General features: G+C 68.2%; 37 protein-coding genes. 35 read left to right on the forward strand and 2 right to left on the reverse strand.

What is annotated here, in order from left to right; translation table 11 throughout:
* Positions 1-5 precede the first annotated feature (5 nt).
* From rplC to truA, 30 genes are all read left to right on the forward strand, one after another.
* Positions 6-650, forward strand: a complete 645-nt coding sequence (gene rplC, locus CNQ36_RS21155) for a 50S ribosomal protein L3 (protein WP_121547159.1) — start codon at positions 6-8, stop codon at positions 648-650.
* An 8-nt stretch (positions 651-658) separates the two neighbouring features.
* Entirely contained in the window at positions 659-1,318 is a 660-nt protein-coding gene (gene rplD, locus CNQ36_RS21160; protein WP_004927287.1) for a 50S ribosomal protein L4, read from the forward strand.
* Positions 1,318-1,737, forward strand: a complete 420-nt coding sequence (gene rplW / locus CNQ36_RS21165) for a 50S ribosomal protein L23 (protein ID WP_004927284.1) — start codon at positions 1,318-1,320, stop codon at positions 1,735-1,737. The genes rplD and rplW overlap by 1 nt, the downstream gene beginning before the upstream one ends.
* A 38-nt stretch (positions 1,738-1,775) precedes the next feature.
* Positions 1,776-2,612 carry a 50S ribosomal protein L2 gene (gene rplB, locus CNQ36_RS21170; protein WP_004927281.1) on the forward strand — a complete coding sequence of 279 codons (837 nt, stop codon included), beginning with the start codon at positions 1,776-1,778 and terminating at the stop codon, positions 2,610-2,612.
* Positions 2,613-2,624: 12 nt separating this feature from the next.
* Complete coding sequence (gene rpsS, locus CNQ36_RS21175; RefSeq protein ID WP_003948639.1) at positions 2,625-2,906, forward strand: 30S ribosomal protein S19; 282 nt, start codon at positions 2,625-2,627, stop codon at positions 2,904-2,906.
* A 44-nt stretch (positions 2,907-2,950) separates the two neighbouring features.
* A complete protein-coding gene (rplV, locus tag CNQ36_RS21180) occupies positions 2,951-3,298 on the forward strand; it encodes a 50S ribosomal protein L22 (RefSeq protein ID WP_019329637.1) in 348 nt (115 codons plus the stop codon).
* Positions 3,298-4,125, forward strand: a complete 828-nt coding sequence (rpsC, locus tag CNQ36_RS21185; RefSeq protein ID WP_004927271.1) for a 30S ribosomal protein S3 — start codon at positions 3,298-3,300, stop codon at positions 4,123-4,125. The genes rplV and rpsC overlap by 1 nt, the downstream gene beginning before the upstream one ends.
* A 5-nt stretch (positions 4,126-4,130) precedes the next feature.
* A complete protein-coding gene (gene rplP, locus CNQ36_RS21190; protein WP_004927269.1) occupies positions 4,131-4,550 on the forward strand; it encodes a 50S ribosomal protein L16 in 420 nt (139 codons plus the stop codon).
* A complete protein-coding gene (gene rpmC / locus CNQ36_RS21195; RefSeq protein ID WP_007494763.1) occupies positions 4,550-4,774 on the forward strand; it encodes a 50S ribosomal protein L29 in 225 nt (74 codons plus the stop codon). The genes rplP and rpmC overlap by 1 nt, the downstream gene beginning before the upstream one ends.
* Positions 4,774-5,061 (forward strand): 30S ribosomal protein S17, encoded by a 288-nt coding sequence (gene rpsQ, locus CNQ36_RS21200; RefSeq protein WP_004927263.1) that lies wholly within the window; start codon positions 4,774-4,776, stop codon positions 5,059-5,061. The genes rpmC and rpsQ overlap by 1 nt, the downstream gene beginning before the upstream one ends.
* Positions 5,062-5,200: 139 nt before the next feature.
* Complete coding sequence (gene rplN, locus CNQ36_RS21205; protein ID WP_003998823.1) at positions 5,201-5,569, forward strand: 50S ribosomal protein L14; 369 nt, start codon at positions 5,201-5,203, stop codon at positions 5,567-5,569.
* 2 nt (positions 5,570-5,571) lie between these two features.
* Positions 5,572-5,895 (forward strand): 50S ribosomal protein L24, encoded by a 324-nt coding sequence (rplX, locus tag CNQ36_RS21210; RefSeq protein WP_004927254.1) that lies wholly within the window; start codon positions 5,572-5,574, stop codon positions 5,893-5,895.
* On the forward strand, positions 5,895-6,452 hold the full coding sequence (gene rplE / locus CNQ36_RS21215; protein WP_004927250.1) for a 50S ribosomal protein L5: 558 nt from the start codon (positions 5,895-5,897) through the stop codon (positions 6,450-6,452). Before rplX ends, rplE begins: the two co-directional genes overlap by 1 nt.
* A 5-nt stretch (positions 6,453-6,457) precedes the next feature.
* On the forward strand, positions 6,458-6,643 hold the full coding sequence (locus CNQ36_RS21220) for a type Z 30S ribosomal protein S14 (RefSeq protein ID WP_003948630.1): 186 nt from the start codon (positions 6,458-6,460) through the stop codon (positions 6,641-6,643).
* 212 nt (positions 6,644-6,855) lie between these two features.
* Positions 6,856-7,254: a 30S ribosomal protein S8 gene (gene rpsH, locus CNQ36_RS21230; RefSeq protein WP_004927242.1), complete on the forward strand. Its 399-nt coding sequence runs from the start codon at positions 6,856-6,858 to the stop codon at positions 7,252-7,254.
* A gap of 24 nt (positions 7,255-7,278) precedes the next feature.
* Entirely contained in the window at positions 7,279-7,818 is a 540-nt protein-coding gene (gene rplF / locus CNQ36_RS21235) for a 50S ribosomal protein L6 (protein WP_004927239.1), read from the forward strand.
* 3 nt (positions 7,819-7,821) lie between these two features.
* On the forward strand, positions 7,822-8,205 hold the full coding sequence (gene rplR / locus CNQ36_RS21240; protein WP_004927235.1) for a 50S ribosomal protein L18: 384 nt from the start codon (positions 7,822-7,824) through the stop codon (positions 8,203-8,205).
* A 40-nt stretch (positions 8,206-8,245) separates the two neighbouring features.
* Positions 8,246-8,851: a 30S ribosomal protein S5 gene (gene rpsE, locus CNQ36_RS21245; RefSeq protein ID WP_004927232.1), complete on the forward strand. Its 606-nt coding sequence runs from the start codon at positions 8,246-8,248 to the stop codon at positions 8,849-8,851.
* Positions 8,852-8,853: 2 nt separating this feature from the next.
* Entirely contained in the window at positions 8,854-9,036 is a 183-nt protein-coding gene (rpmD, locus tag CNQ36_RS21250; RefSeq protein WP_004927226.1) for a 50S ribosomal protein L30, read from the forward strand.
* A gap of 2 nt (positions 9,037-9,038) precedes the next feature.
* On the forward strand, positions 9,039-9,494 hold the full coding sequence (rplO, locus tag CNQ36_RS21255; RefSeq protein ID WP_004927223.1) for a 50S ribosomal protein L15: 456 nt from the start codon (positions 9,039-9,041) through the stop codon (positions 9,492-9,494).
* Between the two features lie 244 nt (positions 9,495-9,738).
* The gene (secY, locus tag CNQ36_RS21260; protein ID WP_004927220.1) at positions 9,739-11,052 is read left to right on the forward strand and encodes a preprotein translocase subunit SecY; all 1,314 of its coding nucleotides are present in this window, start codon (positions 9,739-9,741) and stop codon (positions 11,050-11,052) included.
* Positions 11,052-11,705, forward strand: coding sequence for an adenylate kinase (locus CNQ36_RS21265; protein WP_004927219.1), 654 nt, complete (start codon positions 11,052-11,054; stop codon positions 11,703-11,705). Before secY ends, CNQ36_RS21265 begins: the two co-directional genes overlap by 1 nt.
* A 139-nt stretch (positions 11,706-11,844) precedes the next feature.
* Positions 11,845-12,681 (forward strand): type I methionyl aminopeptidase, encoded by an 837-nt coding sequence (map, locus tag CNQ36_RS21270; protein ID WP_004927216.1) that lies wholly within the window; start codon positions 11,845-11,847, stop codon positions 12,679-12,681.
* A gap of 210 nt (positions 12,682-12,891) precedes the next feature.
* Entirely contained in the window at positions 12,892-13,113 is a 222-nt protein-coding gene (infA, locus tag CNQ36_RS21275) for a translation initiation factor IF-1 (protein WP_004927214.1), read from the forward strand.
* Positions 13,114-13,173: 60 nt separating this feature from the next.
* Positions 13,174-13,287: a 50S ribosomal protein L36 gene (rpmJ, locus tag CNQ36_RS21280; RefSeq protein WP_003974245.1), complete on the forward strand. Its 114-nt coding sequence runs from the start codon at positions 13,174-13,176 to the stop codon at positions 13,285-13,287.
* A 195-nt stretch (positions 13,288-13,482) separates the two neighbouring features.
* Positions 13,483-13,863, forward strand: a complete 381-nt coding sequence (gene rpsM, locus CNQ36_RS21285; RefSeq protein ID WP_004927207.1) for a 30S ribosomal protein S13 — start codon at positions 13,483-13,485, stop codon at positions 13,861-13,863.
* A gap of 66 nt (positions 13,864-13,929) precedes the next feature.
* Positions 13,930-14,334 (forward strand): 30S ribosomal protein S11, encoded by a 405-nt coding sequence (rpsK, locus tag CNQ36_RS21290; protein WP_003948617.1) that lies wholly within the window; start codon positions 13,930-13,932, stop codon positions 14,332-14,334.
* Between the two features lie 117 nt (positions 14,335-14,451).
* Complete coding sequence (locus CNQ36_RS21295; protein ID WP_003966937.1) at positions 14,452-15,474, forward strand: DNA-directed RNA polymerase subunit alpha; 1,023 nt, start codon at positions 14,452-14,454, stop codon at positions 15,472-15,474.
* Between the two features lie 172 nt (positions 15,475-15,646).
* A complete protein-coding gene (gene rplQ, locus CNQ36_RS21300; RefSeq protein ID WP_004927187.1) occupies positions 15,647-16,147 on the forward strand; it encodes a 50S ribosomal protein L17 in 501 nt (166 codons plus the stop codon).
* A 141-nt stretch (positions 16,148-16,288) separates the two neighbouring features.
* Positions 16,289-17,146 (forward strand): tRNA pseudouridine(38-40) synthase TruA, encoded by an 858-nt coding sequence (gene truA, locus CNQ36_RS21305; protein WP_121547160.1) that lies wholly within the window; start codon positions 16,289-16,291, stop codon positions 17,144-17,146.
* 16 nt (positions 17,147-17,162) lie between these two features.
* Here truA and CNQ36_RS21310 read toward each other — a convergent pair whose 3' ends face one another.
* On the reverse strand, positions 17,163-18,074 hold the full coding sequence (locus CNQ36_RS21310) for a hypothetical protein (RefSeq protein WP_228329554.1): 912 nt from the start codon (positions 18,072-18,074) through the stop codon (positions 17,163-17,165).
* 89 nt (positions 18,075-18,163) lie between these two features.
* Between CNQ36_RS21310 and CNQ36_RS21315 the strand changes: the two genes are divergently transcribed.
* The 5 genes from CNQ36_RS21315 (at position 18,164) to CNQ36_RS21335 (ending at position 24,982) form a co-directional block, all read left to right on the forward strand.
* The gene (locus tag CNQ36_RS21315) at positions 18,164-19,342 is read left to right on the forward strand and encodes a CapA family protein (RefSeq protein ID WP_121547162.1); all 1,179 of its coding nucleotides are present in this window, start codon (positions 18,164-18,166) and stop codon (positions 19,340-19,342) included.
* Positions 19,343-19,549: 207 nt separating this feature from the next.
* On the forward strand, positions 19,550-21,796 hold the full coding sequence (locus tag CNQ36_RS21320; RefSeq protein ID WP_121548539.1) for a HAMP domain-containing protein: 2,247 nt from the start codon (positions 19,550-19,552) through the stop codon (positions 21,794-21,796).
* Between the two features lie 6 nt (positions 21,797-21,802).
* Positions 21,803-23,326 (forward strand): poly-gamma-glutamate synthase PgsB, encoded by a 1,524-nt coding sequence (gene pgsB / locus CNQ36_RS21325; protein ID WP_121547163.1) that lies wholly within the window; start codon positions 21,803-21,805, stop codon positions 23,324-23,326.
* A 53-nt stretch (positions 23,327-23,379) separates the two neighbouring features.
* Positions 23,380-23,862, forward strand: coding sequence for a poly-gamma-glutamate biosynthesis protein PgsC/CapC (locus CNQ36_RS21330; protein ID WP_121547164.1), 483 nt, complete (start codon positions 23,380-23,382; stop codon positions 23,860-23,862).
* A 34-nt stretch (positions 23,863-23,896) separates the two neighbouring features.
* Positions 23,897-24,982, forward strand: a complete 1,086-nt coding sequence (locus CNQ36_RS21335; RefSeq protein WP_121547165.1) for a C40 family peptidase — start codon at positions 23,897-23,899, stop codon at positions 24,980-24,982.
* Positions 24,983-25,003: 21 nt separating this feature from the next.
* Here the strand turns inward: CNQ36_RS21335 and CNQ36_RS21340 are convergent, their stop codons facing one another.
* Positions 25,004-25,891: a hypothetical protein gene (locus CNQ36_RS21340; RefSeq protein WP_040906340.1), complete on the reverse strand. Its 888-nt coding sequence runs from the start codon at positions 25,889-25,891 to the stop codon at positions 25,004-25,006.
* Positions 25,892-25,958 lie beyond the last annotated feature (67 nt).

Here is a 25,958-nt window from a genome sequence, read left to right on the forward strand (position 1 = left end):
GAGAGATGACCAAGCAGATCAAGGGCATCCTGGGCGAGAAGCTCGGCATGACGCAGGTGTGGGACGAGAACAACCGTGTTGTTCCGGTCACCGTCGTCAAGGCCGGCCCCAACGTCGTCACCCAGGTCCGTACGAACGACGTCGACGGCTACGAGTCGGTCCAGATCGCCTTCGGCGAGATCGACCCGCGCAAGGTGAACAAGCCCCTCAAGGGCCACTTCGCCAAGGCCGACGTCACCCCCCGTCGTCACCTCGTCGAGATCCGCACGTCGGACGCCTCCGAGTACACGCTGGGCCAGGAAGTCACCGCCGAGGTCTTCGAGTCCGGCGTGAAGGTCGACGTCACCGGCAAGAGCAAGGGCAAGGGCTTCGCCGGTGTCATGAAGCGTCACAACTTCAAGGGCCTCGGCGCCGGTCACGGCACCCAGCGCAAGCACCGCTCGCCGGGCTCCATCGGTGGCTGCGCCACCCCGGGCCGCGTGTTCAAGGGCCTCCGCATGGCGGGTCGCATGGGCAACGAGCGGGTCACCACCCAGAACCTGACCGTCCACGCCGTTGACGCGGAGAAGGGTCTGCTGCTCATCAAGGGCGCGGTTCCCGGTCCGAACGGCGGCCTCGTCCTGGTCCGCACCGCGGCCAAGGGGGCCTGAGGTAACCGATGAGCACTGTTGACATCCTTTCGCCTGCGGGCGAGAAGACCGGTAGCGTCGAGCTCCCCGCGGAGATCTTCGGCGTGGAGAAGATCAGCATCCCGCTGATCCACCAGGTCGTCGTCGCGCAGAACGCCGCTGCCCGCCAGGGCACGCACAAGACCAAGCGTCGCGGCGAGGTCCGTGGTGGCGGCAAGAAGCCGTACCGCCAGAAGGGCACCGGCCGCGCCCGTCAGGGCTCGACCCGCGCGCCGCAGTTCGCCGGTGGTGGCGTCGTGCACGGTCCCGTGCCGCGCGACTACTCGCAGCGCACCCCGAAGAAGATGAAGGCTGCCGCTCTGCGTCACGCCCTCACCGACCGGGCGCGCCACAACCGCATTCACGTCGTCTCCGGCGTGATCGAGGGTGAGACGCCTTCCACGAAGGCCGCCAGGACGCTGTTCGGCAAGATCTCGGAGCGCAAGAACCTGCTCCTGGTCGTCGACCGCGCCGACGAGGCCGCGTGGCTGTCCGCCCGCAACCTGCCCCAGGTCCACATCCTGGAGCCGGGCCAGCTGAACACGTACGACGTTCTCGTCTCGGACGACGTGGTCTTCACCAAGGCCGCTTTCGAGTCCTTCGTCGCCGGCCCGAACAAGGCCAACGACAACGAAGGGAGCGAGGTCTGATGGCTGCCCGTCACCCCTCGATCGCCTCGAAGGCCGCCAAGGCGGCCAAGGCTGCGCGCGTCGCCAAGGCGCGTCGTCACGCCGCCGAGGGCAAGAACACCGTCGTCACCCCGGTCAGCAAGGCCTTCACGGACCCCCGTGACGTCCTGCTGAAGCCGGTCGTGTCGGAGAAGAGCTACGCGCTGATCGACGAGAACAAGTACACGTTCATCGTCGCGCCGGGCTCCAACAAGACCCAGATCAAGGAGGCCGTCCAGGCGGTCTTCTCGGTCAAGGTCACCGGGGTCAACACGATCAACCGGATCGGCAAGCGCAAGCGCACCCGCACCGGCTTCGGCCAGCGCGCGGCGACCAAGCGCGCGATCGTGACCCTCGCCGAGGGCGACCGTATCGACATCTTCGGCGGTCCGACCGCGTAAGCGGTCAGGATCGTTCGATATCGGACGAGGACTGAGAAATGGGTATCCGCAAGTACAAGCCGACGACTCCGGGCCGTCGTGGCTCCAGCGTCGCCGACTTCGTCGAGGTCACGCGGTCCACGCCGGAGAAGTCGCTGGTCCGTCCCCTGCACAGCAAGGGCGGCCGTAACAATTCCGGTCGTGTGACCGTCCGCCACCAGGGTGGTGGCCACAAGCGCGCCTACCGCGTGATCGACTTCCGTCGTCACGACAAGGACGGCGTGCCGGCGAAGGTCGCGCACATCGAGTACGACCCCAACCGCACCGCGCGCATCGCGCTGCTGCACTACGCCGACGGCGAGAAGCGCTACATCCTCGCCCCGCGCAACCTGCAGCAGGGCGACCGCGTGGAGAACGGTCCCGGGGCCGACATCAAGCCGGGCAACAACCTGGCCCTCCGCAACATCCCGGTCGGTACCACGATCCACGCGATCGAGCTCCGTCCCGGTGGCGGCGCCAAGTTCGCCCGCTCCGCCGGCGCCTCCGTGCAGCTGCTCGCGAAGGAGGGCTCGATGGCCCACCTCCGCATGCCGTCCGGAGAGATCCGCCTGGTCGACCAGCGCTGCCGCGCCACGGTCGGCGAGGTCGGCAACGCCGAGCAGAGCAACATCAACTGGGGCAAGGCCGGCCGTAAGCGGTGGCTGGGCGTTCGCCCGACCGTCCGTGGTGTGGTCATGAACCCGGTGGACCACCCGCACGGTGGTGGTGAGGGCCGGACCTCCGGTGGTCGTCACCCCGTGTCCCCGTGGGGCAAGAAGGAAGGCCGTACTCGTTCGCCCAAGAAGGCGTCGAACAAGTACATCGTCCGCCGCCGCAAGACGAACAAGAAGCGCTAAGGACGGGTTGAGATGCCTCGTAGCTTGAAGAAGGGACCCTTCGTCGACGACCACCTGATCAAGAAGGTGGACGTCCAGAACGAAGCCGGTACCAAGAACGTCATCAAGACCTGGTCCCGTCGCTCGATGATCGTCCCGGCGATGCTGGGCCACACGATCGCGGTGCACAACGGCAAGACCCACATCCCGGTGTTTGTCACCGAGTCCATGGTCGGCCACAAGCTCGGCGAGTTCTCGCCGACGCGCACCTTCCGGGGTCACGTCAAGGACGACCGGAAGTCGAAGCGCCGCTAACCAGCGGGGTGGAATGACCAATGACAGACACTGAAGGGACAACCATGGAAGCCAGGGCCCAGGCGCGGTACATCCGCGTCACGCCCATGAAGGCCCGCCGCGTGGTGGACCTCATCCGTGGCATGGACGCCACGGAGGCTCAGGCGGTCCTGCGTTTCGCCCCGCAGGCCGCGAGCGTGCCGGTGGGCAAGGTGCTGGACAGCGCCATTGCCAACGCCGCGCACAACTACGACCACACCGACGCCGACAGCCTCTACATCTCCGAGGCCTACGTCGACGAGGGCCCGACCCTGAAGCGGTTCCGTCCGCGCGCCCAGGGCCGCGCCTACCGGATCCGCAAGCGGACCAGCCACATCACCGTGGTCGTCAGCAGCAAGGAAGGAACCCGGTAATGGGCCAGAAGGTTAACCCGCATGGGTTCCGGCTCGGTGTCACCACGGACTTCAAGTCCCGGTGGTACGCCGACAAGCTGTACAAGGACTACGTCAAGGAAGACGTCGCCATCCGTCGGATGATGACGTCCGGCATGGAGCGCGCCGGCATCTCGAAGGTGGAGATCGAGCGCACCCGTGACCGCGTGCGTGTGGACATCCACACCGCTCGTCCGGGCATCGTCATCGGCCGCCGCGGCGCCGAGGCCGACCGCATCCGCGGTGACCTCGAGAAGCTCACCGGCAAGCAGGTCCAGCTGAACATCCTCGAGGTCAAGAACCCCGAGACCGACGCTCAGCTGGTTGCCCAGGCCGTCGCCGAGCAGCTCTCCTCCCGCGTCTCCTTCCGCCGTGCCATGCGCAAGAGCATGCAGTCGGCGATGAAGGCGGGCGCCAAGGGCATCAAGATCCAGTGCGGTGGCCGCCTCGGCGGCGCCGAGATGTCCCGCTCGGAGTTCTACCGCGAGGGCCGTGTGCCCCTGCACACGCTCCGCGCGAACGTGGACTACGGCTTCTTCGAGGCCAAGACGACCTTCGGCCGCATCGGTGTGAAGGTCTGGATCTACAAGGGCGACGTCAAGAACATCGCCGAGGTCCGCGCCGAGAACGCCGCTGCCCGCGCCGGCAACCGCCCGGCCCGTGGCGGTGCCGACCGTCCGGCCCGTGGTGGCCGCGGTGGCGAGCGTGGCGGTCGCGGCCGCAAGCCGCAGCAGGCTCCCGCTGCCGAGGCCCCCAAGGCCGAGGCTCCGGCTGCCGCTCCGGCTGAGAGCACCGGAACGGAGGCCTGACCGACATGCTGATCCCCCGTAGGGTCAAGCACCGCAAGCAGCACCACCCGAAGCGCCGTGGCCAGGCCAAGGGCGGTACGACGGTTGCGTTCGGCGAGTACGGCATCCAGGCCCTCACGCCGGCGTACGTGACCAACCGCCAGATCGAGGCGGCCCGTATCGCGATGACCCGCCACATCAAGCGTGGCGGCAAGGTCTGGATCAACATCTACCCGGACCGCCCGCTCACGAAGAAGCCTGCCGAGACCCGCATGGGTTCCGGTAAGGGTTCTCCGGAGTGGTGGATCGCGAACGTGCACCCGGGCCGGGTCATGTTCGAGCTGTCCTACCCCAACGAGAAGATCGCCCGTGAGGCGCTGACCCGTGCAGCCCACAAGCTGCCGATGAAGTGCCGGATCGTCAAGCGCGAGGCAGGTGAAGCGTGATGTCGGCCGGTACCAAGGCGTCCGAGCTGCGCGAGCTGGGCAACGAGGAGCTTCTTGCGAAGCTCCGCGAGGCCAAGGAAGAGCTGTTCAACCTCCGCTTCCAGGCGGCGACCGGGCAGCTCGAGAACCATGGCCGTCTGAAGGCGGTCCGCAAGGACATCGCGCGGATCTACACCCTGATGCGCGAGCGTGAGCTGGGCATCGAAACGGTGGAGAACGCCTGATGAGCGAGAACAACGTGACTGAGACCAACACTGAGGCTCGGGGCGACCGCAAGACCCGTGAGGGCATCGTCGTCAGCGACAAGATGGACAAGACCGTCGTCGTCGCCGTCGAGGACCGCAAGAAGCACGCGCTGTACGGCAAGGTCATCCGCAGCACGAGCAAGCTCAAGGCCCACGACGAGCAGAACGCCGCCGGTGTCGGCGACCGCGTCCTCCTGATGGAGACCCGGCCGCTGTCGGCGACGAAGCACTGGCGCATCGTCGAGATCCTCGAGAAGGCCAAGTAGGTAATTCCCGCAAGGGAGTTCCCCACAAGTACGTTCCTGCGGGGCATTCCTCGCAGGACAGTTCCGCCAGGCTCCGGGGACCGCTCGCCCGCAAGGGTGAGCGGCCCCCGGGGAACCGGCAGACAAACAGGAGATAGACGTGATCCAGCAGGAGTCGCGACTGCGTGTCGCCGACAACACTGGTGCGAAGGAAATCCTTTGCATCCGTGTGCTCGGTGGCTCCGGTCGCCGCTACGCGGGCATCGGTGACGTCATCGTCGCCACCGTCAAGGACGCGATCCCCGGTGGCAACGTGAAGAAGGGTGACGTCGTCAAGGCGGTCATCGTTCGCACCGTCAAGGAGCGCCGCCGTCCGGACGGCTCGTACATCCGCTTCGACGAGAACGCCGCCGTCATTCTGAAGAACGACGGCGACCCTCGCGGCACCCGTATCTTCGGCCCGGTCGGCCGTGAGCTGCGCGAGAAGAAGTTCATGAAGATCATCTCCCTCGCGCCGGAGGTGCTGTGAGCATGAAGATCAAGAAGGGTGACCTGGTCCAGGTCGTCACCGGCAAGGACAAGGGCAAGCAGGGCAAGGTCATCGCGGCCTTCCCCCGTGAGGACCGCGTCCTGGTCGAGGGTGTCAACCGGGTCAAGAAGCACACCAAGGCCGGCCCGACCGCCAGCGGTTCGCAGGCCGGCGGCATCGTGACCACCGAGGCCCCGATCCACGTCTCCAACGTCCAGCTGGTCGTGGAGAAGGACGGCAAGAAGGTCGTCACGCGCGTCGGTTACCGCTTCGACGACGAAGGCAACAAGATCCGCGTTGCCAAGCGGACGGGTGAGGACATCTGATGGCTACCACCACCACTCCGCGTCTGAAGACGAAGTACCGCGAGGAGATCGCGGGCAAGCTGCGCGAGCAGTTCTCCTACGAGAACGTCATGCAGGTTCCCGGCCTCGTCAAGATCGTGGTCAACATGGGTGTGGGCGACGCCGCCCGCGACTCCAAGCTGATCGAGGGCGCCATCCGCGACCTCACCACGATCACCGGTCAGAAGCCGGCCGTCACCAAGGCCCGCAAGTCCATCGCGCAGTTCAAGCTGCGTGAGGGCCAGCCGATCGGTGCCCACGTCACGCTCCGTGGCGACCGCATGTGGGAGTTCCTGGACCGCACCCTGTCGCTCGCGCTCCCGCGCATCCGCGACTTCCGTGGTCTGTCCCCCAAGCAGTTCGACGGCCGTGGCAACTACACCTTCGGTCTCACGGAGCAGGTCATGTTCCACGAGATCGACCAGGACAAGATCGACCGTGTCCGGGGTATGGACATCACCGTGGTGACCACGGCGACCAACGACGAAGAGGGCCGTGCCCTTCTCCGTCACCTCGGCTTCCCGTTCAAGGAGGCGTGAGCGAGATGGCGAAGAAGGCTCTCATCGCGAAGGCTGCTCGCAAGCCCAAGTTCGGAGTGCGCGGCTACACCCGCTGCCAGCGCTGCGGTCGTCCGCACTCCGTGTACCGCAAGTTCGGCCTGTGCCGCGTGTGCCTTCGTGAGATGGCTCACCGTGGCGAGCTGCCGGGCGTGACCAAGAGCTCCTGGTAGTCCGGGTAATTCCGGATTCCCAGGGCTCTCGGTAAGCAATGGGGACGGCGGGAGGCCCGCTCCGTATGGCTTAGGCTTGCGGGGTTGGGCACCTGCCGTGCCTAGACGACTTACTACGCCGTAGGTCCACCGCGCCGCACCCGTCCCGTCTCGGATCGGGGAGAGGGATGGCGCACCAGGAAACCACGGCGAGAGAGGCCGAAGGCCAATTCATGACCATGACTGATCCGATCGCAGACATGCTCACGCGTCTGCGGAACGCGAACTCGGCGTACCACGACACCGTGGCGATGCCGCACTCGAAGATCAAGTCGCACATCGCGGAGATCCTCCAGCAGGAGGGCTTCATCACGGGCTGGAAGGTCGAGGACGCCGAGGTCGGCAAGAACCTCGTCCTGGACCTCAAGTTCGGTCCCAACCGTGAGCGCTCCATCGCGGGCATCAAGCGGATCTCCAAGCCCGGTCTCCGGGTGTACGCGAAGTCCACCAACCTGCCGAAGGTGCTGGGCGGCCTCGGCGTGGCGATCATCTCCACGTCGCACGGGCTCCTCACCGACAAGCAGGCCGGCAAGAAGGGCGTGGGTGGGGAAGTCCTCGCCTACGTCTGGTAGCGGAAGGGAACGGAGGAAACAGCTATGTCGCGCATCGGCAAGCTCCCCATCGCGGTTCCCGCCGGCGTGGACGTCACCATCGACGGCCGTACGGTCTCGGTCAAGGGCCCCAAGGGCACGCTGACCCACACCGTCGTGGCGCCGATCGAGATCGCCAAGGGTGAGGACGGCGTTCTGAACGTCACCCGCCCCAACGACGAGCGTCAGAACAAGGCCCTGCACGGCCTGTCCCGCACGCTGGTGGCGAACATGATCACCGGCGTGACCCAGGGTTACGTGAAGAAGCTCGAGATCAGCGGTGTCGGTTACCGCGTGCTCGCCAAGGGTTCGAACCTGGAGTTCTCCCTCGGCTACAGCCACTCGATCACGGTCGAGGCCCCCGAGGGCATCACCTTCAAGGTCGAGAACCCGACCCACTTCTCGGTCGAGGGAATCGACAAGCAGAAGGTCGGTGAGGTTGCGGCCAACATCCGCAAGCTCCGCAAGCCCGACCCGTACAAGGCCAAGGGCGTCAAGTACGAGGGCGAAGTCATCCGCCGCAAGGTCGGAAAGGCGGGTAAGTAAGCCATGGCATACGGGCAGAAGATCCTCAAGGGCGACGCCTACAAGCGTGCTGCTATCAAGCGTCGTCACATCCGGATCCGCAAGAAGGTCGCCGGCACCGCCGAGCGTCCTCGCCTGGTCGTGACTCGTTCCAACCGTCACATCGTGGCGCAGGTGATCGACGACCTGAAGGGTCACACCCTGGCGTCGGCGTCCACCCTGGACGCCTCGGTCCGCGGTGGCGAGGGCGACAAGTCCGCGCAGGCCAAGCAGGTCGGTGCCCTGGTCGCCGAGCGCGCCAAGGCCGCCGGTGTCGAGGCCGTCGTGTTCGACCGTGGTGGTAACCAGTACGCCGGGCGCATCGCCGCCCTGGCGGACGCCGCCCGCGAAGCCGGCCTGAAGTTCTGAGCCGGTTCCGAGCTAGCGGAAACAGAGAGAGGTAATTCCAATGGCTGGACCCCAGCGCCGCGGTGGCGGTGCCGGTGGCGGCGAGCGGCGGGACCGGAAGGGCCGTGACGGCGGCGCAGCTGCCGCCGAGAAGACCGCATACGTTGAGCGCGTCGTCGCGATCAACCGTGTCGCCAAGGTTGTGAAGGGTGGTCGTCGCTTCAGCTTCACCGCGCTGGTCGTGGTGGGCGACGGTGACGGCACCGTGGGTGTCGGATACGGCAAGGCCAAGGAGGTGCCGGCCGCCATCGCCAAGGGCGTTGAGGAGGCCAAGAAGCACTTCTTCAAGGTCCCCCGCATCCAGGGCACCATCCCGCACCCCATCCAGGGTGAGAAGGCTGCCGGCGTCGTGCTGCTCAAGCCCGCGTCCCCGGGTACCGGCGTTATCGCCGGTGGTCCGGTGCGCGCCGTGCTCGAGTGCGCCGGTATCCACGACGTGCTGTCGAAGTCGCTCGGCTCCGACAACCAGATCAACATCGTGCACGCGACCGTGGAGGCCCTCAAGGGTCTGCAGCGTCCCGAGGAGATCGCGGCCCGCCGTGGTCTGCCGCTCGAGGACGTCGCTCCCGCGGCCCTTCTCCGCGCACGTGCCGGGGCGGGTGCGTAATCATGGCGCAGCTCAGGATTACGCAGGTCAAGTCCTACATCGGCAGCAAGCAGAACCACCGTGACACCCTGCGTTCCCTTGGTCTCAAGGGCATCAACACGCAGGTCGTCAAGGAGGACCGCCCCGAGTTCCGCGGCATGGTGCACACCGTCCGCCACCTCGTGACGGTCGAGGAGGTCGACTGATCATGGCGGAGCAGAACCCGCTCAAGATCCACAACCTCCGTCCCGCCCCCGGCGCCAAGACCGCCAAGACCCGTGTCGGTCGTGGTGAGGCGTCGAAGGGTAAGACGGCTGGTCGTGGTACCAAGGGCACCAAGGCCCGTTACCAGGTTCCGGAGCGCTTCGAGGGTGGCCAGATGCCCCTCCACATGCGTCTCCCGAAGCTCAAGGGCTTCAAGAACCCGTTCAAGACCGAGTTCCAGGTCGTGAACCTGGACAAGCTCGCCTCCCTCTACCCCGAGGGTGGAGAGGTCACGGTCGAGGACCTGGTCGCCAAGGGCGCCGTGCGCAAGAACAGCCTCGTCAAGGTCCTGGGCCAGGGCGAGATCTCCGTGGCGCTGCAGGTGACGGTCGACGCCGTCTCCGGCTCCGCCAAGGAGAAGATCACCGCCGCCGGCGGTACCGTCACCGAGCTCGTCTGACTTCTTCAGGTGTCTCGATGACGTAGAGCGATCCCGACCGGGGATACCCCACAAATGGGGTATCCCCGGTTGGTCGTTCCTAGGGTGGCAGTCTCGCCGGTAAGGTGGCCTGCGCTGCCCATCGACCTCGGGCGTCCCGTACGGGGCACTCAGGGCCGCACTTGACCGTTACGTATTCGTCCTTAGTCGGAATCTCAAAACCGTCACCCTTGACGCAGTTGCGCGGGGGGTCGCAGGAGGCACCGTGCTCACCGCGTTCGCCCGGGCGTTCAAGACGCCCGACCTGCGCAAGAAGCTGCTCTTCACGCTCGGCATCATCGTGGTGTACCGGGTTGGTACGCACATCCCGATCCCGGGTGTCGACTACCGGAACGTCCAGACCTGTATCGACGCGGCCCAGGCGAACCAGGGCCTGTTCGGTCTCGTCAACATGTTCAGCGGCGGCGCGCTGCTCCAGATCACGATCTTCGCGCTGGGCATCATGCCGTACATCACGGCGAGCATCATCCTGCAGCTGCTGACCGTGGTGATCCCGCGTCTGGAAGCCCTCAAGAAGGAGGGCCAGGCCGGTACGGCGAAGATCACGCAGTACACCCGTTATCTGACGGTCGCGCTGGCCATCCTGCAGGGCACCGGTCTGGTGGCCACCGCCCGCAGCGGCGCCCTGTTCCAGGGCTGCCCGGTCGCGAGCCAGATCGTCCCGGACCAGTCGATCTTCGTGACCATCACCATGGTCATCACCATGACCGCCGGCACGGCCGTCGTCATGTGGCTCGGTGAGCTCATCACCGACCGCGGCATCGGCAACGGCATGTCGATCCTGATGTTCATCTCGATCGCCGCCACCTTCCCCTCCGCCCTGTGGGCCATCAAGGAGCAGGGCAGCCTCGCGGGCGGCTGGATCGAGTTCGGCACCGTCATCGCCGTGGGTCTGGTCATGGTCGGCCTGGTCGTCTTCGTCGAGCAGGCCCAGCGCCGGATCCCCGTCCAGTACGCGAAGCGCATGATCGGCCGCCGCTCCTACGGCGGCACGTCGACCTACATCCCGCTCAAGGTGAACCAGGCGGGTGTGATTCCCGTCATCTTCGCCTCGTCGCTGCTCTACATCCCCGCCCTGATCGCCCAGTTCTCCAGCGGCACCTCCGGCTGGAAGACCTGGATCGAGGCGCACCTGGTCCGCGGTGACCACCCGATTTACGTGTCGCTGTACTTCCTGCTCATCGTGTTCTTCGCGTTCTTCTACGTGGCGATCTCCTTCAACCCCGAGGAAGTCGCGGACAACATGAAGAAGTATGGTGGCTTCATCCCGGGCATCCGGGCTGGCCGACCGACCGCTGAGTACCTCAGTTACGTACTCAACCGGATCACCTGGCCGGGTTCGCTGTACTTGGGTCTGATCGCTCTCGTGCCGACGATGGCGTTGGTTGGGTTCGGGGCAAACCAGAACTTCCCGTTCGGCGGGACCAGCATCCTGATCATCGTGGGTGTGGGTCTCGAGACGGTGAAGCAGATCGAGAGCCAGCTCCAGCAGCGCAATTACGAAGGGTTCCTCCGCTGATGCGAATCGTCCTCGTCGGGCCGCCGGGTGCCGGTAAGGGTACGCAGGCCACCCGCCTTGCCGAGAAACTGCGCATCCCGCACATCTCCACGGGCGACCTGTTCCGCGCCAACATCAGCCGGCAGACCGAACTCGGGAAGCTCGCGAAGTCCTACATGGACGCGGGCAACCTCGTCCCCGACGAGGTCACCATCGCGATGGCCAAGGACCGCATGGAGCAGCCCGACGCCGAGGGCGGCTTCCTGCTGGACGGTTTCCCGCGCAACGTCTCGCAGGCCGAGGCGCTGGACGAGCTGCTGCAGACCGAGGGCATCAAGCTGGACGCGGTCCTCGATCTCGAGGCCCCCGAGGACGAGGTCGTCAAGCGGATCGCCGGACGGCGGATCTGCCGCAACGACTCCGCGCACGTGTTCCACGCGACGTACAGCCCGCCGAAGCAGGCGGGTGTGTGCGACACCTGCGGCGGTGAGCTGTACCAGCGCGACGACGACTCCGAGTCGACGGTGCGGACCCGGCTGGAGGTCTACCACACGCAGACCGAGCCGATCATCGACTACTACAAGGCGCAGGGACTCGTCGTCACCATCTCCGCGATGGGAGCGGTCGACGAGGTCACCGGACGGGCGCTGGAGGCGCTCAAGCGCGGGGAGTAGTCGCCAGTAGGTGCTTGCAGCCGCGGTTCCGCCAGGGAGCCGCGGCTGTGGCTTGACGGGGGCGGGTGGCGCGGCCCGGTGCCCCGTATCGTTGGAAGCGTTCGTCACTTCGTCTGGTCCAGAAAGGCCGTCGTCCCCCATGGTGCAGATCAAGAGCCCCGAGCAGATCGCCAGGATGCGCGAGGCGGGGCTGGTCGTCGCCGCCATCCACGCGGCCACCCGTGAGGCCGCCGTGCCCGGGGCCACGACGAACGATCTGGACCAGGTCGCCCGCAAGGTGCTCGCCGAGCACAACGCCAAGCCGAACTTCCTGGGCTACGGCGGCTTCCCCGCGACGATCTGCACCTCGGTGAACGAGGTCGTCGTCCACGGCATCCCCTCCGACGACGTCGTCCTGAAGGACGGGGACGTCATCTCCATCGACTGCGGCGCGATCATCGACGGCTGGCACGGGGACGCCGCCTTCACCGCGTTCGTCGGGTCCGGTCACTCCCCGGAGCTCATCGAGCTGTCCCGGGTGACCGAGGAGTCGATGTGGGCCGGCATCGCCGCCATGAAGCAGGGGAACCGGCTGGTCGACATCTCCCGGGCCGTCGAGACGTACATCCGCCGCCAGCCGAAGCCGGGCGGCGGCAAGTACGGGATCATCGAGGACTACGGCGGCCACGGCATCGGCACCGAGATGCACATGGACCCGCACCTGCTGAACTACGTCGACCGCAAGCGGGGCAAGGGCCCCAAGCTGGTCCCGGGCTTCTGCCTCGCCATCGAGCCGATGGTCTCGCTGGGCACCCCGAAGACGAAGGTCCTCTCGGACGACTGGACGGTCATCACCACCGACGGCACCTGGTCCTCCCACTGGGAGCACTCCGTCGCCCTCACCGAGCAGGGCCCGCTGGTCCTGACGGCCCCCGACGGCGGCAAGGCCAAGCTGGCGGAGCTGGGCGTCACGGCCGCTCCGGATCCGCTCGGCTGACGACGGGACCGGGTGTGCGCGGGGACGGGCGTCCCGGCGTGCTCCGGATTCGTCCGGTTAAGGATCTCGGGTGTGGGGCAGAATTCCTCGATTCGTGTTTCCGGGTGCGCTGACGTAGACTGACTCGTCGGCTCTAGTGCACCCGCATGTCCGCATGTACCCACGGTGCACGCCAGAGTCGATCAAGGTAGTCGATTCGAAGGGCGAAGCGTGGCCAAGAAGCAAGGTGCCATCGAGATCGAGGGCACTGTCGTCGAGTCTCTTCCGAACGCCATGTTCAGGGTCGAGCTCCAGAACGGCCACCAGGTCCTGGCACACATCAGCGGCAAGATGCGCATGCACTACATCCGCATCCTCCCTGACGACCGGGTCGTGGTGGAGCTGTCTCCGTACGACCTGACGCGTGGCCGGATCGTCTACCGGTACAAGTAGATCTTGCCCGAGCCCCGGTCCGCCGGAGCGATGGCACTGACCCGGAGAACCTCACATCCCATGAAGGTCAAGCCGAGCGTCAAGAAGATCTGCGACAAGTGCAGGGTGATCCGCCGTCACGGCCGGGTCATGGTCATCTGCGACAACCCGCGCCACAAGCAGCGCCAGGGCTGACCGCAGCACGATCCACCCTCTGCGACTTTTCCGCAGAACTTCGCGCGACGCGAGCAGTACATGTTCATACGCAGGTCCCGAGCCGCACCGGCTCGACACCCCCGGCTCGGAGGCCGGGGACCTGGTCCGTACCTCGTACGGCGGACCGGGGTCCGGTCCTGTGGAAGACCTCCGACAATCAACTGGAGCCATTGAATGGCACGCGTTTCCGGTGTTGACATTCCGCGCGAAAAGCGCGTGGAGATCGCCCTCACCTATGTGTTCGGCATCGGCCGGACCCTTTCGCAGCAGACGCTGGCCGCCACCGGCATCGACCCGAACACCCGCGTTCGCGACCTCTCCGAGGAGCAGCTCGTCGCGATCCGCGAGTTCGTGGACAACAACATCAAGACCGAGGGTGACCTCCGTCGCGAGATCCAGGCCGACATCCGCCGCAAGGTCGAGATCGGTACCTACCAGGGTCTGCGTCACCGTCGCGGTCTGCCCGTCCGCGGTCAGCGCACCAGCACCAACGCGCGTACCCGCAAGGGCCCGCGTCGCGCCATCGCCGGCAAGAAGAAGCCGGGCAAGAAGTAGTCCGCAGCGGACTCGCCGTCCAGCGGTCTTCGCTGTAGGACCGACCACCTCCCGTAGGAGTTATAGATGCCCCCCAAGGGTCGTCAGGGCGCTGCCAAGAAGGTGCGCCGCAAGGAAAAGAAGAACGTCGCTCACGGCCACGCGCACATCAAGAGCACGTTCAACAACACGATCGTGTCCATCACGGACCCGACCGGCAACGTGATCTCCTGGGCCTCCGCCGGCCACGTCGGCTTCAAGGGCTCCCGCAAGTCCACGCCGTTCGCCGCGCAGATGGCCGCCGAGTCGGCTGCCCGCCGCGCCCAGGAGCACGGCATGCGCAAGGTCGACGTGTTCGTCAAGGGCCCGGGCTCCGGTCGTGAGACCGCGATCCGCTCCCTCCAGGCCACGGGCCTCGAGGTCGGCTCCATCCAGGACGTCACCCCGACCCCGCACAACGGCTGCCGTCCGCCGAAGCGTCGTCGCGTCTGATCTCGCTTCACCAGGGCTTTACGGGCGGTACGGCTCCTTCGGGTCGTATCGCCCGTACCCTTGCAGTACCAAGTCGGGCGTCAAATAGCGGGCGCCCCTGACTGAAGGATCACCAACATGCTGATCGCTCAGCGTCCCTCGTTGACCGAAGAGGTCGTCGACGAATTCCGCTCCCGGTTCGTGATCGAGCCGCTGGAGCCGGGCTTCGGCTACACCCTCGGCAACTCGCTCCGCCGTACCCTCCTGTCGTCGATCCCCGGTGCCGCTGTCACCAGCATCCGGATCGACGGCGTCCTGCACGAGTTCACCACCGTGCCGGGCGTCAAGGAGGACGTCACCGACCTGATCCTCAACATCAAGCAGCTGGTCGTCTCCTCGGAGCACGACGAGCCGGTCGTGATGTACCTGCGCAAGCAGGGCCCGGGTCTGGTCACCGCCGCCGACATCGCGCCCCCGGCCGGTGTCGAGGTGCACAACCCCGACCTCGTCCTCGCCACGCTCAACGGCAAGGGCAAGCTGGAGATGGAGCTGACCGTCGAGCGCGGTCGCGGCTACGTCTCCGCCGTGCAGAACAAGCAGGTGGGCCAGGAGATCGGGCGCATCCCGGTCGACTCGATCTACTCGCCGGTTCTCAAGGTCACCTACAAGGTCGAGGCGACCCGTGTCGAGCAGCGCACCGACTTCGACAAGCTGATCGTCGACGTCGAGACCAAGCAGGCGATGCGTCCCCGTGACGCCATGGCCTCCGCCGGCAAGACCCTGGTCGAGCTGTTCGGTCTCGCCCGCGAGCTGAACATCGACGCCGAGGGCATCGACATGGGCCCGTCCCCCACGGACGCCGCCCTCGCCGCCGACCTGGCGCTGCCGATCGAGGAGCTCGAGCTCACCGTTCGGTCGTACAACTGCCTCAAGCGTGAGGGCATCCACTCCGTGGGTGAGCTCGTCGCCCGCTCCGAGGCCGACCTGCTCGACATCCGCAACTTCGGTGCGAAGTCGATCGACGAGGTCAAGGCGAAGCTGGCCGGCATGGGCCTGGCCCTCAAGGACAGCCCGCCCGGATTCGACCCGACCGCCGCGGCGGACGCCTTCGGGGCGGACGACGACGCGGATGCGGGCTTCGTGGAGACCGAGCAGTACTAGGCGCTCCGCGGGGAGGCCGTACTGCCCGTGCGGGCCAGCTGTGGCTGGTCGCGCAGTTCCCCGCGCCCCTTCCAGGCCCCTTCGGGGGCCTGGATCTCCGACAGACGACCGTCTGCTCGGATACTGACCCCGGTACCTGATACGGCCGGGGCAGACACACAGGAGAGACATCATGCCGAGGCCCACCAAGGGTGCCCGTATGGGCGGCAGTGCCGCGCACGAGAAGCTGCTTCTCGCGAACCTCGCGAAGGCGCTGTTCGAGCACGGCCGCATCACCACCACCGAGGCGAAGGCGCGCAAGCTGCGTCCGTACGCCGAGCGTCTGGTCACCAAGGCGAAGAAGGGCGACCTTCACAACCGCCGTCAGGTTCTCCAGGTCATCACGGACAAGAGCATCGTCCACACGCTCTTCACCGAGATCGGCCCGCGCTACGAGAACCGTCCCGGTGGCTACACCCGTATCACCAAGATCGGTAACCGCCGTGGCGACAACGCGCCCATGGCCGTCATCGAGCTGGTCGAGGCGCTGACGGTGCAGCAGCAGGCCACCGGCGAGGCCGAGGCCGCCACCAAGCGTGCGGTCAAGGAAGACGCCCTCAAGAAGGACGAGGCCGCCGAGGCCAAGTCCGACGAGGCCGCCGAGGCCCCGGCCGAGGAGTCGAAGGACGCGTAAGCGTACTGCCGGGGGCCCGTGCGTGTGCGGCTGCGGCGCTGTCGTGGCTGGTCGCGCGGTTCCTCGCGCCCCTTCAGGGCGTTGCGGGCCCGTCCCTTTCCAGGGGCGGGCCCGCTTTCGTGTGTCTGAGAGGATCTGATCGTGAGCGACGAAGTGCAGCCCGGGTTCGTGCGGGTGCGGCTGGACCTTTCCTACGACGGAGCCGAGTTCTCCGGCTGGGCCAGGCAGGCCGGGGGACGGCGGACCGTCCAGGGGGAGATCGAGGACGCGCTGCGGACCGTGACGCGGTCCGGCGGGACGGTGTACGAGCTGACCGTGGCCGGCCGTACCGACGCGGGCGTGCACGCGCGGGGGCAGGTCGCCCATGTGGATCTGCCGCGGAAGGTGTGGGCCGAGCACCACACGAAGCTGCTCAAGCGGCTCGCCGGACGGCTGCCCAGGGACGTGCGGGTGTGGGCGCTCCGGGAGGCGCCCGCCGGATTCAACGCCCGCTTCTCCGCGGTCTGGCGGCGCTACGCCTACCGGGTCACCGACAACCCGGGCGGCGTCGACCCGCTGCTGCGCGGCCATGTGCTGTGGCACGACTGGCCCCTCGACGTCGACGCGATGAACGAGGCGGCCCGCGGGCTGCTGGGGGAGCACGACTTCGCCGCGTACTGCAAGAGGCGCGAGGGCGCGACGACCATCCGTACCCTCCAGGAGCTGAGCCTGGTGCGCGGTGAGGACGGGATCGTCACGGCGACCGTCCGGGCCGACGCGTTCTGCCACAACATGGTGCGCTCGCTGATCGGCGCGCTGCTGTTCGTCGGCGACGGCCACCGCCCGCCGCACTGGCCCGCCGAGGTGCTGGCCGCGGGCGTACGGGACTCGGCGGTGCACGTGGTGCGTCCGCACGGGCTGACCCTGGAGGAGGTCGGCTACCCGGCGGACGAGCTGCTGGCCGCCCGCAGCAGGGAGGCCCGCAACAAGCGGACCCTGCCGGCGGCCCGCTGCTGCTGAACCGGGACCCGGCCGCTCACTCCCGCGCCCAGTCGGCGAGCAGTCCGGCGACCGCGCCCGCTGCCTCGTCGGCGTCGCGGCCGTCGCCCCGGGCGTCCGGGGCGAGCTCCAGGTGGACGAAGGTGGCGTGCTGCCGCTTGGCCGTCCGGCCCTGGACGTTGGTGGTGCCCTCCAGCGGGCAGCGCGCCGACCAGCCCCGGCAGACCCGCAGCCCGTCCGACTCCATGCGGTCGGCGAGGGCGGAGACCTCCCCGGGCGCGCTCTGGGCGGCGCCGGTGGACAGGACCGCGTCGTAGTCGTCCGTGGTCGATTCGGCGAAGCCGTGCAGCTGGACGCCGGGCACACCGCGCTTCTGCAGCTCCACGACGATGCTGTGGAAGGCGCTGTCCTCGCGGTGCGCCACGTCGGCGGAGTCGTCCCGCCCGGCCCGCCGGTGCGCGCCGGCCAGGACCAGGGCCCCGCCGGGGGTGCCCTCCAGCAGACGCACGCCGAGCCGTTCGGTGTTCTGGTCGGACACGGGGTGCGGCACCTGCGCGTTCCAGCGGAGGCGGGAGTCGGCGTTCACGTACAGCCGGCCCCATCGCGCGCTCTCGCCCGGCCCGGTGGCCGCGATCTCGTCGTAGCGGCGGCCGGACTCGGTGTCGGTGAGCCGGGTGACACCGAGTCCCAGCGGGCCGAGCTGCCGTTCGGCCTGGCGGGCGTCACCCTCGAGCAGCAGCCCGACCCCCCGGGCCAGTCGGGCACGCTGCTTCTCGTCGGGAGGCGCGTAGGGGCCGTCGGGGCTGAACTCCTCCGTATACGACAGGACGCGGCTGCGCAGGTCCACCAGTTCCCGCGCCGACGGCTCGGTGTCCTGCGCCGTGGGCTCGGGCGTCTTCTGGCAGCCGATCAGGGTCATGAGCAAACCGATCAGGCCAAGAACGTACATAAAGTGTGACTGTCTTGTAATGGTAAAGCCAATGTTGCCTGTGAGGCGCATGTGAACATGTGTCGGTGACATTCCGTAAGTCTCTCCGCATGGGTCGTGCCGTAACGATCCTGGTGGCCTCCGTATCCCTGACCGCCGCCTGCGGCACCGGGAGGGTGGAGCCGCAGGCGAAGCCGGGTGGGCGCTCGTTCACCGTGGCCGCCGCGGGTGACATCCTCATCCATCCCGAACTGGTCGAGCAGGCGGCCAAGGACGCCGAGGAGACCGGCGAGGGCGAGGCGGGACTGGACTTCCGGCCGCTGCTCGCCGGGGTGAAGCCGGTCATCAGCAAGGCCGACCTGGCCATCTGTCATATGGAGACCCCGGTGGGCAAGCCCGAGGGTCCCTTCGAGGGGTACCCGGAGTTCCTGGTCCCGCCGCAGATCCTGACGGCGATCAAGGATGTCGGGTACGACACCTGCTCCACGGCCTCCAACCACACCTACGACCACGGCATGACCGGCGTACGGAACACGTTGGACGCCATGGACGAGCTGGGCCTCGGGCACACCGGATCGGCGCGGACGCCCGAAGAGGCGAAGAAGATCAACATCCGTGACGTCAACGGCGTCAAGGTCGCGCATCTGTCGTACTCGTGGGAGTCCTTCGTCCACCCCACGCCCGAGGGCAAGCGCTGGATCCTCAACAAGACCAGTTCGGAAGGAATCCGGAAGGCCGAGGCGCGCGCCCGGGAGAAGGGCGCCGAGGTCGTCATCCTGTCCGTCCACTGGGGCGCCGAGTACTACAACGAGCCGAGCACGTCGCAGCTGCAGTTGGCACAGTGGATCAGTGACGAGACGGGCATCGACCTCGTGATCGGTCACCACTCCCATGTCGTGCAGCCGATCCAGAAGGTCAACGGGACATGGGTCGCGTACAGCCTCGGTAACCAGGTGGCCCGGCACTCCTCCCCCAGCGGGATCACCGAGGAGGGGGCCATCGGCTGGTTCGAGTTCCGGGAGACCGCGGACGGCTGGGACGTCAGCGCCCGCTACCGCACCACGCTGGTGGAGGTTCCGCCGGAGGTCCAGCCCGGGGAGAAGCTGCCGGACGGGACGGTCGTGGACCACCGGGTGAGCGATGTGCGGAGCGTGCTGGACGAGCCCGGCGACCTCTCCGAGGAACGGCTCTCCCGCTATCGGCTCGCGGAGGAACGCACCAGCGGGTTCCTTTACAACCGCGGCGCTCCGGGAGGCGACGGCCTGAAGTCGCTGCCCGTGGGGGAGTGACGAGCAACACAGTTGGCTCCCTGCGCTCACAGCACAACTTTGTCAGCGCTTATCAGTCTTTTGGATGACAGTGACGCGCGACCGCGTGAGCGGTGCGTCGCGTGAACGCCGGATACCCCGCAGCGACCAAGGAAGAAGACCGGTGACATGAGCCGTGCCGCGAACGCCGGGCGGACGAGGCGGCGACGCAACCGCAAACGGGCGGACATGCCGCTCCTGGGCGGTATCCGTCCCCCGATCGCACTGCTCTGCCTGCTGATCGTCGCCCTGGCCGGTCTGACGGCGAAGGTGCTCGGGCCCGGTGGTGACGCCGTGGTGCCCGAGGCGGTGCTGACCTCGCAGCAGCACTTCGCGGAGGACGGCGCCATCGCGCTCCGCGCCTCGATCGACGAGCGGGTCACGGATCTGCAGCGCACCGCCGAAGCGCTGAACAAGGGGGAGCGGGTCGAGCCGGAGGACGTGCTGTCCGACCTGGGAAAGACGTATCAGAAATGGACCGGCACCACGGTGCTGGATCTGGAGAGCGGGGATGTGCTCGCCGCGCGTGGCGAAAGGATTCCGCTCGCCTGGCTCGACAAGGACGTCCTCACCGGCGAGCGCGCCCTCACCCCACGCATGGTGCGGCTGGAGACCGGCGACGTCCGCTTGATGACGATGGCGGTCCTCGACTGGAAGGAGGGGGCGCAGCAACTGCTGATCGCCTCCAACAGCCTGGCGGTGCCCAACGTCACCATGGGCCCGTTCCGCACGATGTCGGTCGTGGCACGGGACGGTGAGGTCCTCGCCACGGCCGGATTCGAGGAGTCCGAGGCGCTCAACTCGGACAAGCAGCGCGAGGAACTCGCGTTCCTCCAGAAACAGATGTCCCAGCTCTCCGACCGGGCCGCCGCCCGCACCGAGGAGCACCCGGTCAGCGCCAGGGAGCCCGGCTCCCGGGGCTACCCCGGCGTCAGCGGGACCCTGCTGGGCGACGACTACAACGGTCGGCTCACCACCGCCGGGTACGCCTCGCTCGCCTCCTCCGACCCGGAGGAGAAGGACAGCGTCGCCGCCGGCCTCGGGCTCACCGTGGTGGCCATGCTCCCCGTGGTCCAGCAGGCCACCGCCGACACCGGCCGGGAACTGTACGGACTGATCGCCGCCGGTGCCCTGATCGCGGTCGGCCTGCTGGCCGCGGCCGTGCTGTGGGCGGCCGTGCAGCGGCCCCTGCTGCGGCTGTTCCTGGAGTCCCGCCGGCTCGCCCGCGGCGATCTGACCCGGCCCGTCTCGGTGCCCCGCTGGGGCGAGGCCGCCCGGATCGGCGCGGCCCTCGAACGGCTGCGGGCACAGCTGCACGGCTCCGGTGAGGGCGAGGGGCCCGCCGCCGGCCGAAGCAAGGCCCGCCTCGGCCTGCGCGTGCCGCTCGCGGCGACCGCCGTACTGCTGCTGCTGTGGTGCGTGCCCGTCGGCCTGCTGCTGAACCGCACCGACGACTCGGTCAGCGTGCCCGCCACCATGGTCAACGACCAGCGCGACCGCACCGACCTGGTCGCTGACCGGGTACGCCGGGCACTGAACGAGGCCCAGGCCGACCTGGTCTCCACCTCCCGGCTGATCGATGCCGACGACCCCCGCGCCACCGACGGACTGCTGGCCGACGCTCTGCGCGAGCACACCCGCTACCAGGCGCTCTACGTCGTGGACGACGCCGGCGAGGTCCTCGCCCGGGCGGGCGGTGCCGCCCACGACTGGAGCGACGACAAGGACCTCCCCCTGGTCCGGGTGTCCGGCAAGGGGGAGAAGAAGCCCGTGATCCAGGTCGGCGCGCCGGTGCCCGGGCACAAGGGCAGCACGCTGGTCGGCGAGGTGCGGGTGGAGTTCCTGAACTCGCTGCTGAAGAGGCCCGGCCTCGGCGAGGTCCGGGTGGTCAACTCCGACGCGGACACACTCGCCGCCAGCAACGGCTTCCTCGCCTTCGAGGACCTGCCCGACGACGCCCTGCCCGACCTGGTGCGGGCCGGCAACGTGCCGGTCGGCGCCGGACCCGTCGAGAACGGCCTGCTCATCCGCGACGGCGGCAGCGTCACCGTCGCCGCCGCGGCCCCCTTCTCCGGCGGCGGCGTCGCCTCCGACCTCGGCTGGACAGTCGTCAGCTGGCAGAACGCCAAGCACTTCCAGATCGCCGCCTACGAGCGCGAGGACCGCAGCGTGCTCGCCGGCCTCCTGGGCCTCGCCGCGATCGTCGTCTGCCTCGGCTGGGTGCACCTGGTCGTCGCACGGCCGCTGGGGGCCCTGGCCGCCGGTGCCGAGAAGCTCGCCGACGGCGATCTCAAGACCGTGCACTTCCCCCGCTACCAGGACGAGGTCGGGGCCGTCGTCCGCAGCCTCGAACTGATCCGCCAGCAGTTGCAGGCCCGCCGCCAGAACCAGGCACGCCGGCCCGCCGAGCCCCGGCTCGGCGCCGGAGGAAGGTGACCCGCCGTGCTCTACCTGTACTTCGTCCTGCTGGCCGGGAGCCTGTTCCTGCTCGTCGCGGGCATCGTGGAGCAGCGCCGGCACTACGCCGCCCTGCACTCCATCCCGTCCCGGGTGCTCGTCAACGGCATCCGCGGCAAGTCGTCCATCACCCGGCTGTGCGCGGGCGCGCTGCGCGGCGGTGACCTGGTCACCGTGGCCAAGACCACCGGCACCGCCGCCCGCTTCATCCACCCGGACGCCACCGAGGAGCCCGTCTACCGCAAGTTCGGCATCGCCAACGTCGTCGAGCAGATCGGCATCGTCCGCCGGGCCGCCACCTACCGCCCGGACGCCCTCGTCATCGAGTGCATGGCGGTCATGCCGGCCCTGCAGGAGGTCAACCAGAGCAAGCTGATCCGCTCCACGATCGGCGTGCTCTGCAACGTCCGCGAGGACCACCTCGCCGAGATGGGCCCCACGCTCGACGACGTGGCCCGCTCGCTGTGCCGCTCGATGCCCGAGGACGGCATCTGCGTCACCGCCGAGAAGGAGCGCTTCCACATCCTCCAGGAGGAGGCGGACGCCCGGAACTGCAAGCTGGTCTACGCCGACCCCGAGATGGTCACCGACGAGGAGCTGCGCGGCTTCAGCTGGTTCACCTTCAAGGAGAACGTGGCCATCGCCCTGGTCGTCGCCGAGCTGCTGGGCGTGGAGCGCAAGGTCGCCCTGCAGGGCATGTACGACGCCCCGCCGGACCCGGGTGTGCTCTCCGTGGAGCGCTACGCGGCCCCCGACGGCAAGCGGCTCGCCTTCGCCAACGTCTTCGCGGCCAACGACCCCGAGTCGACGCTGATGAACATCAACCAGCTGCTCGACCTCGGAGCGATCCGCCGCCCGCTCAACGTCGTGATCAACTGCCGCCCGGACCGGGTGGAGCGCAACGGGCAGATGGGCGAGATCATCCCCGACCTGCAGCCGGACAACGTCTTCGTCATCGGGCACCCGTCCAAGAGCGCCATCGACGCCATCCCCGCCGAGTGGCGCGACCGGGCGGTCGACCTGGGCGGTGAGCGGCGCTCCGCCGACGAGTTCATGCCGGCCCTGCTCGGCCGCATGTCCGACGGCTCCTCCCTGGTCGCCATCGGCAACATCCACGGACAGGGCGAGGAACTCCTGGAGTACCTGGCCGAACTCCCGGCGGACGACAGCGACGCCGACGCCGCCGAGCCGAGCCCGGCCGCCGTCCCCGCCCAGGCGCCGCGCATGGACCCGTACGCGTCCTACCCGACGGCGTACGAGGAGCGCTACCAGGCGTCGCAGACCCAGGAGATCCCGGTGGTCCACCTCCCGGCCCAGCCGGGCGGACCGTACGGACAGCAGGGACAGCCCGGCCAGTACCAGCAGTACGGGCAGGCCCAGCAGCCCGCTCCCGCCCCGGAGCCCTACCCGTACTACGACGACCCGTTCTTCGCCGATCCGCACGAGCCGCACCACGACGGAAACCGGTATCCGACCGCCGAGGGCGGCGGACCGACCCCGCGCCGCTGACCACCCGCGGGCCGCCCGCCTCGCCCACCCCGTCCACCCGCCCGGAGACCTCGTTGACCACCGCCGCACTGACCCCCGAGATGGCCGCCCTCGGCATCGCCATAGGCCTGTTCTTCTCGCTGCTGTGCTACCTCACCACCAATCTGTCCCCCGGTGGCATGATCACGCCGGGCTGGATCGCGCTGACCCTCATCGAGGACCTCCAGCGCGCGGCCATGATGGTGGGCGTCACCGCGCTGACCTACGCGGGCACCAAGATCATGCAGCGGCTGGTGATCCTCTACGGCAAGCGGCTGTTCGCCGCCGTGGTGCTGCTGGGCGTGCTGCTGCAGGCCACGGTGATGATCGTGCTCTCGCTCGAGTTCCCGCTCCTGTACGGCAACCAGACCCTCGGCTTCATCGTGCCCGGCCTGGTCGCCTACCAGATGGTCCGCCAGCCCAAGGGCGCCACCCTGCTGGCCACGGGCACCGTCTCCCTCATGGCCTACATCGTCGTCGCCGCCGGCCTGCTGCTCGGCGTCATGCCCACCGTCTGAGACCCACTGACCAATGACAACGGAGGAGTGAACGGTGGCAGGGAAAGCCAAGAAGAAGTCGCGTCCGGTCGTCTCCGGCCTCGTGGTGCTGGTGCTCGTCGCGACCTCCGGCTACCTCACCCTGGAACTGCGCAAGCAGGAGGAGCCGGGCGTCACGGAGGTCCGCAACGTCGGAGTCCTGGACGGCGGCGGCTCCGGGGCCGGCTCCAAGGACAAGGGCGAGGAGCGCTGGTCCCGGCTGGAGAACCCCGCGCGCTCCGTGCTGCGCGACGGGAACGGCCGTATCCAGGCCGTCTTCACCGACGGGGCGCGCACCGCCACGCTGACCGGACCGGCACGCACCTTCGAGGAGCCGGCCTCGACCTCCTCCAAGGTCTCCACCACGGACTGGGTCCGGCTCATGCCCGAGACCTGGAAGAAGGGCGGCGAGAAGGAGGCGTGGTTCAAGGAGTGGTACGCCGAGTACCGGGACAGCAAGGAGGACGATCTGTTCGCCTTCGCCTTCCAGTACGTGGCGGGCGCCCCGCAGAAGAAGGACGAGCAGGGCATCGCCTACGCCGGTGACGCGGACTTCGGACCGCTGAACACCACCGGCGCCGAGGGCGGCGACCTGCGCCTGGAGCAGTCCGACTTCTACGACTATCTCGGCGTCCAGTACCCGTTCCGGGACGGCACCTTCGGCACGCCGGAGGCCATGCGCGCCAAGTCCCTGGACTGCTCAGGCTTCATCCGCATGGTGCTCGGCTACCGCGCCCGCTACCCGCTGATGTCCTCGGACAAGGCCGCCGGCGACGGCCTGCCCCGCACCGCCAACGGCATGTCCCGCTCCGGGGAGGGCGTCGACGTGCTCCCGCTGACCGGGATCACGCCGGACGACCGGCCGTCCAACATCGACCAGCTCCAGCCCGGCGACCTCGTCTTCTTCAAGCTCGACACCCGCACCAAGGAGCGGCTCGACCACGTGGGCATGGTGCTCGGCTACGACACCGAGGGCCACCTGATCTTCGTGTCCAGCCGGGAAGAGGTCAACGGCCCGACCATCGGCGACATCGGCGGCGTCTCCCGTCTGGACGGCAACGGCTACTACGCCAAGACGCTGCGCAGCGCCAAGAGGCTCTGACGCCCGGCCCCGCGGTGGCGGCTACTCGTTGGCCGCCGCCGACGCCTGGGCCTGGCCGCGGCGGTGGATCTGGCGGACCGTGAAGGTCTGGAGGTCGTCGCCGGTGGCGAAGACGGCCGTGTCCTTCGTCGTCACGTCCTTGCCGGCGGTGAAGCCGGCCAGGGTGAAGTAGGCGTAGCGGCCGTAGGAGTTGGTGGTCGAGCGGCAGACCGCGCCGGAGCAGAAGTCCTTGACGCCCCCGCCCGACAGCGACTTCACGATGCTCTTCTTGTCCGCCTGCTGCTTGGCCTTCGTCGCCTGGGCCTCGGTCTCGAAGACCGCCACGCCGACCGTCACCGCCACGTCGTCCTTGGTGTAGGTGACCCGGATCAGGCGGGTGCAGTCGTTGTCGTCGAGGACCTTGGGGAGCGTGGCCTTCGCCGCCGACGCGCAGTTCGTGGTGTCGGCCGTCGGACCCTTCTTGTACACCGTCTCACCCATGGTCAGCTGGGTGCCGGGGAAGAGGATGTCGGGGCTCAGCGGGGCCTTGTCCTTCTTCGCGCTGGCGATGAAGTCCTTCGGGTCCAGCGGGGGCGGTGCGCTCGTCGGGGCGAACGACGGGACCGTGCCCGTGGGGCTCGGGATGTCGATGTCGGAGCCGCCCGGCAGCTGGGACGAGGTCCCCGGGGAGGCCTCGCTGCCGCCGTTCGCCGAGACGACGGCGACCGCCACCGCCGTGCCTATCGCGACGGTGGCCAGTGCCCCGCCGCCTATGAACAGCAGCCGGCGCCGCTTGCTGCGGGCCTCGGAGGCGTCGGCGAGCGCGGCCCAGTCGGGTGACTGTCCGGAGCCTCCGCCGTTCCAGGGCTGCTGGGAATTCGGTTTCCAGGGATCCCACTGCTGAGGAGGTCCCCCCTGCCCAAGACTCATGGGGCGCATCTTAGACGGGGTAAGGGGTGTGCTGGTCCCTGTCAACGGGGCGGGGAGCGCCTAGCGT

This window comes from Streptomyces fungicidicus (genome assembly GCF_003665435.1).
Taxonomy (GTDB): Bacteria; Actinomycetota; Actinomycetes; order Streptomycetales; family Streptomycetaceae; genus Streptomyces; species Streptomyces fungicidicus.

What these genes read in the sequence shown, in the direction of transcription:
- rplC (WP_121547159.1), top strand. Translation starts at nt 6, where the DNA reads ATGACCAAGCAGATCAAGGGCATCCTGGGCGAGAAGCTCGGCATGACG.
- rplD (WP_004927287.1), top strand. Translation starts at nt 659, where the DNA reads ATGAGCACTGTTGACATCCTTTCGCCTGCGGGCGAGAAGACCGGTAGC.
- rplW (WP_004927284.1), top strand. Translation starts at nt 1,318, where the DNA reads ATGGCTGCCCGTCACCCCTCGATCGCCTCGAAGGCCGCCAAGGCGGCC.
- rplB (WP_004927281.1), top strand. Translation starts at nt 1,776, where the DNA reads ATGGGTATCCGCAAGTACAAGCCGACGACTCCGGGCCGTCGTGGCTCC.
- rpsS (WP_003948639.1), top strand. Translation starts at nt 2,625, where the DNA reads ATGCCTCGTAGCTTGAAGAAGGGACCCTTCGTCGACGACCACCTGATC.
- rplV (WP_019329637.1), top strand. Translation starts at nt 2,951, where the DNA reads ATGGAAGCCAGGGCCCAGGCGCGGTACATCCGCGTCACGCCCATGAAG.
- rpsC (WP_004927271.1), top strand. Translation starts at nt 3,298, where the DNA reads ATGGGCCAGAAGGTTAACCCGCATGGGTTCCGGCTCGGTGTCACCACG.
- rplP (WP_004927269.1), top strand. Translation starts at nt 4,131, where the DNA reads ATGCTGATCCCCCGTAGGGTCAAGCACCGCAAGCAGCACCACCCGAAG.
- rpmC (WP_007494763.1), top strand. Translation starts at nt 4,550, where the DNA reads ATGTCGGCCGGTACCAAGGCGTCCGAGCTGCGCGAGCTGGGCAACGAG.
- rpsQ (WP_004927263.1), top strand. Translation starts at nt 4,774, where the DNA reads ATGAGCGAGAACAACGTGACTGAGACCAACACTGAGGCTCGGGGCGAC.
- rplX (WP_004927254.1), top strand. Translation starts at nt 5,572, where the DNA reads ATGAAGATCAAGAAGGGTGACCTGGTCCAGGTCGTCACCGGCAAGGAC.
- rplE (WP_004927250.1), top strand. Translation starts at nt 5,895, where the DNA reads ATGGCTACCACCACCACTCCGCGTCTGAAGACGAAGTACCGCGAGGAG.
- CNQ36_RS21220 (WP_003948630.1), top strand. Translation starts at nt 6,458, where the DNA reads ATGGCGAAGAAGGCTCTCATCGCGAAGGCTGCTCGCAAGCCCAAGTTC.
- rpsH (WP_004927242.1), top strand. Translation starts at nt 6,856, where the DNA reads ATGACCATGACTGATCCGATCGCAGACATGCTCACGCGTCTGCGGAAC.
- rplF (WP_004927239.1), top strand. Translation starts at nt 7,279, where the DNA reads ATGTCGCGCATCGGCAAGCTCCCCATCGCGGTTCCCGCCGGCGTGGAC.
- rplR (WP_004927235.1), top strand. Translation starts at nt 7,822, where the DNA reads ATGGCATACGGGCAGAAGATCCTCAAGGGCGACGCCTACAAGCGTGCT.
- rpsE (WP_004927232.1), top strand. Translation starts at nt 8,246, where the DNA reads ATGGCTGGACCCCAGCGCCGCGGTGGCGGTGCCGGTGGCGGCGAGCGG.
- rpmD (WP_004927226.1), top strand. Translation starts at nt 8,854, where the DNA reads ATGGCGCAGCTCAGGATTACGCAGGTCAAGTCCTACATCGGCAGCAAG.
- rplO (WP_004927223.1), top strand. Translation starts at nt 9,039, where the DNA reads ATGGCGGAGCAGAACCCGCTCAAGATCCACAACCTCCGTCCCGCCCCC.
- CNQ36_RS21265 (WP_004927219.1), top strand. Translation starts at nt 11,052, where the DNA reads ATGCGAATCGTCCTCGTCGGGCCGCCGGGTGCCGGTAAGGGTACGCAG.
- map (WP_004927216.1), top strand. Translation starts at nt 11,845, where the DNA reads ATGGTGCAGATCAAGAGCCCCGAGCAGATCGCCAGGATGCGCGAGGCG.
- rpmJ (WP_003974245.1), top strand. Translation starts at nt 13,174, where the DNA reads ATGAAGGTCAAGCCGAGCGTCAAGAAGATCTGCGACAAGTGCAGGGTG.
- rpsM (WP_004927207.1), top strand. Translation starts at nt 13,483, where the DNA reads ATGGCACGCGTTTCCGGTGTTGACATTCCGCGCGAAAAGCGCGTGGAG.
- rpsK (WP_003948617.1), top strand. Translation starts at nt 13,930, where the DNA reads ATGCCCCCCAAGGGTCGTCAGGGCGCTGCCAAGAAGGTGCGCCGCAAG.
- CNQ36_RS21295 (WP_003966937.1), top strand. Translation starts at nt 14,452, where the DNA reads ATGCTGATCGCTCAGCGTCCCTCGTTGACCGAAGAGGTCGTCGACGAA.
- rplQ (WP_004927187.1), top strand. Translation starts at nt 15,647, where the DNA reads ATGCCGAGGCCCACCAAGGGTGCCCGTATGGGCGGCAGTGCCGCGCAC.
- CNQ36_RS21310 (WP_228329554.1), bottom strand. Translation starts at nt 18,074, where the DNA reads ATGTACGTTCTTGGCCTGATCGGTTTGCTCATGACCCTGATCGGCTGC.
- CNQ36_RS21315 (WP_121547162.1), top strand. Translation starts at nt 18,164, where the DNA reads ATGGGTCGTGCCGTAACGATCCTGGTGGCCTCCGTATCCCTGACCGCC.
- CNQ36_RS21320 (WP_121548539.1), top strand. Translation starts at nt 19,550, where the DNA reads ATGCCGCTCCTGGGCGGTATCCGTCCCCCGATCGCACTGCTCTGCCTG.
- CNQ36_RS21340 (WP_040906340.1), bottom strand. Translation starts at nt 25,891, where the DNA reads ATGAGTCTTGGGCAGGGGGGACCTCCTCAGCAGTGGGATCCCTGGAAA.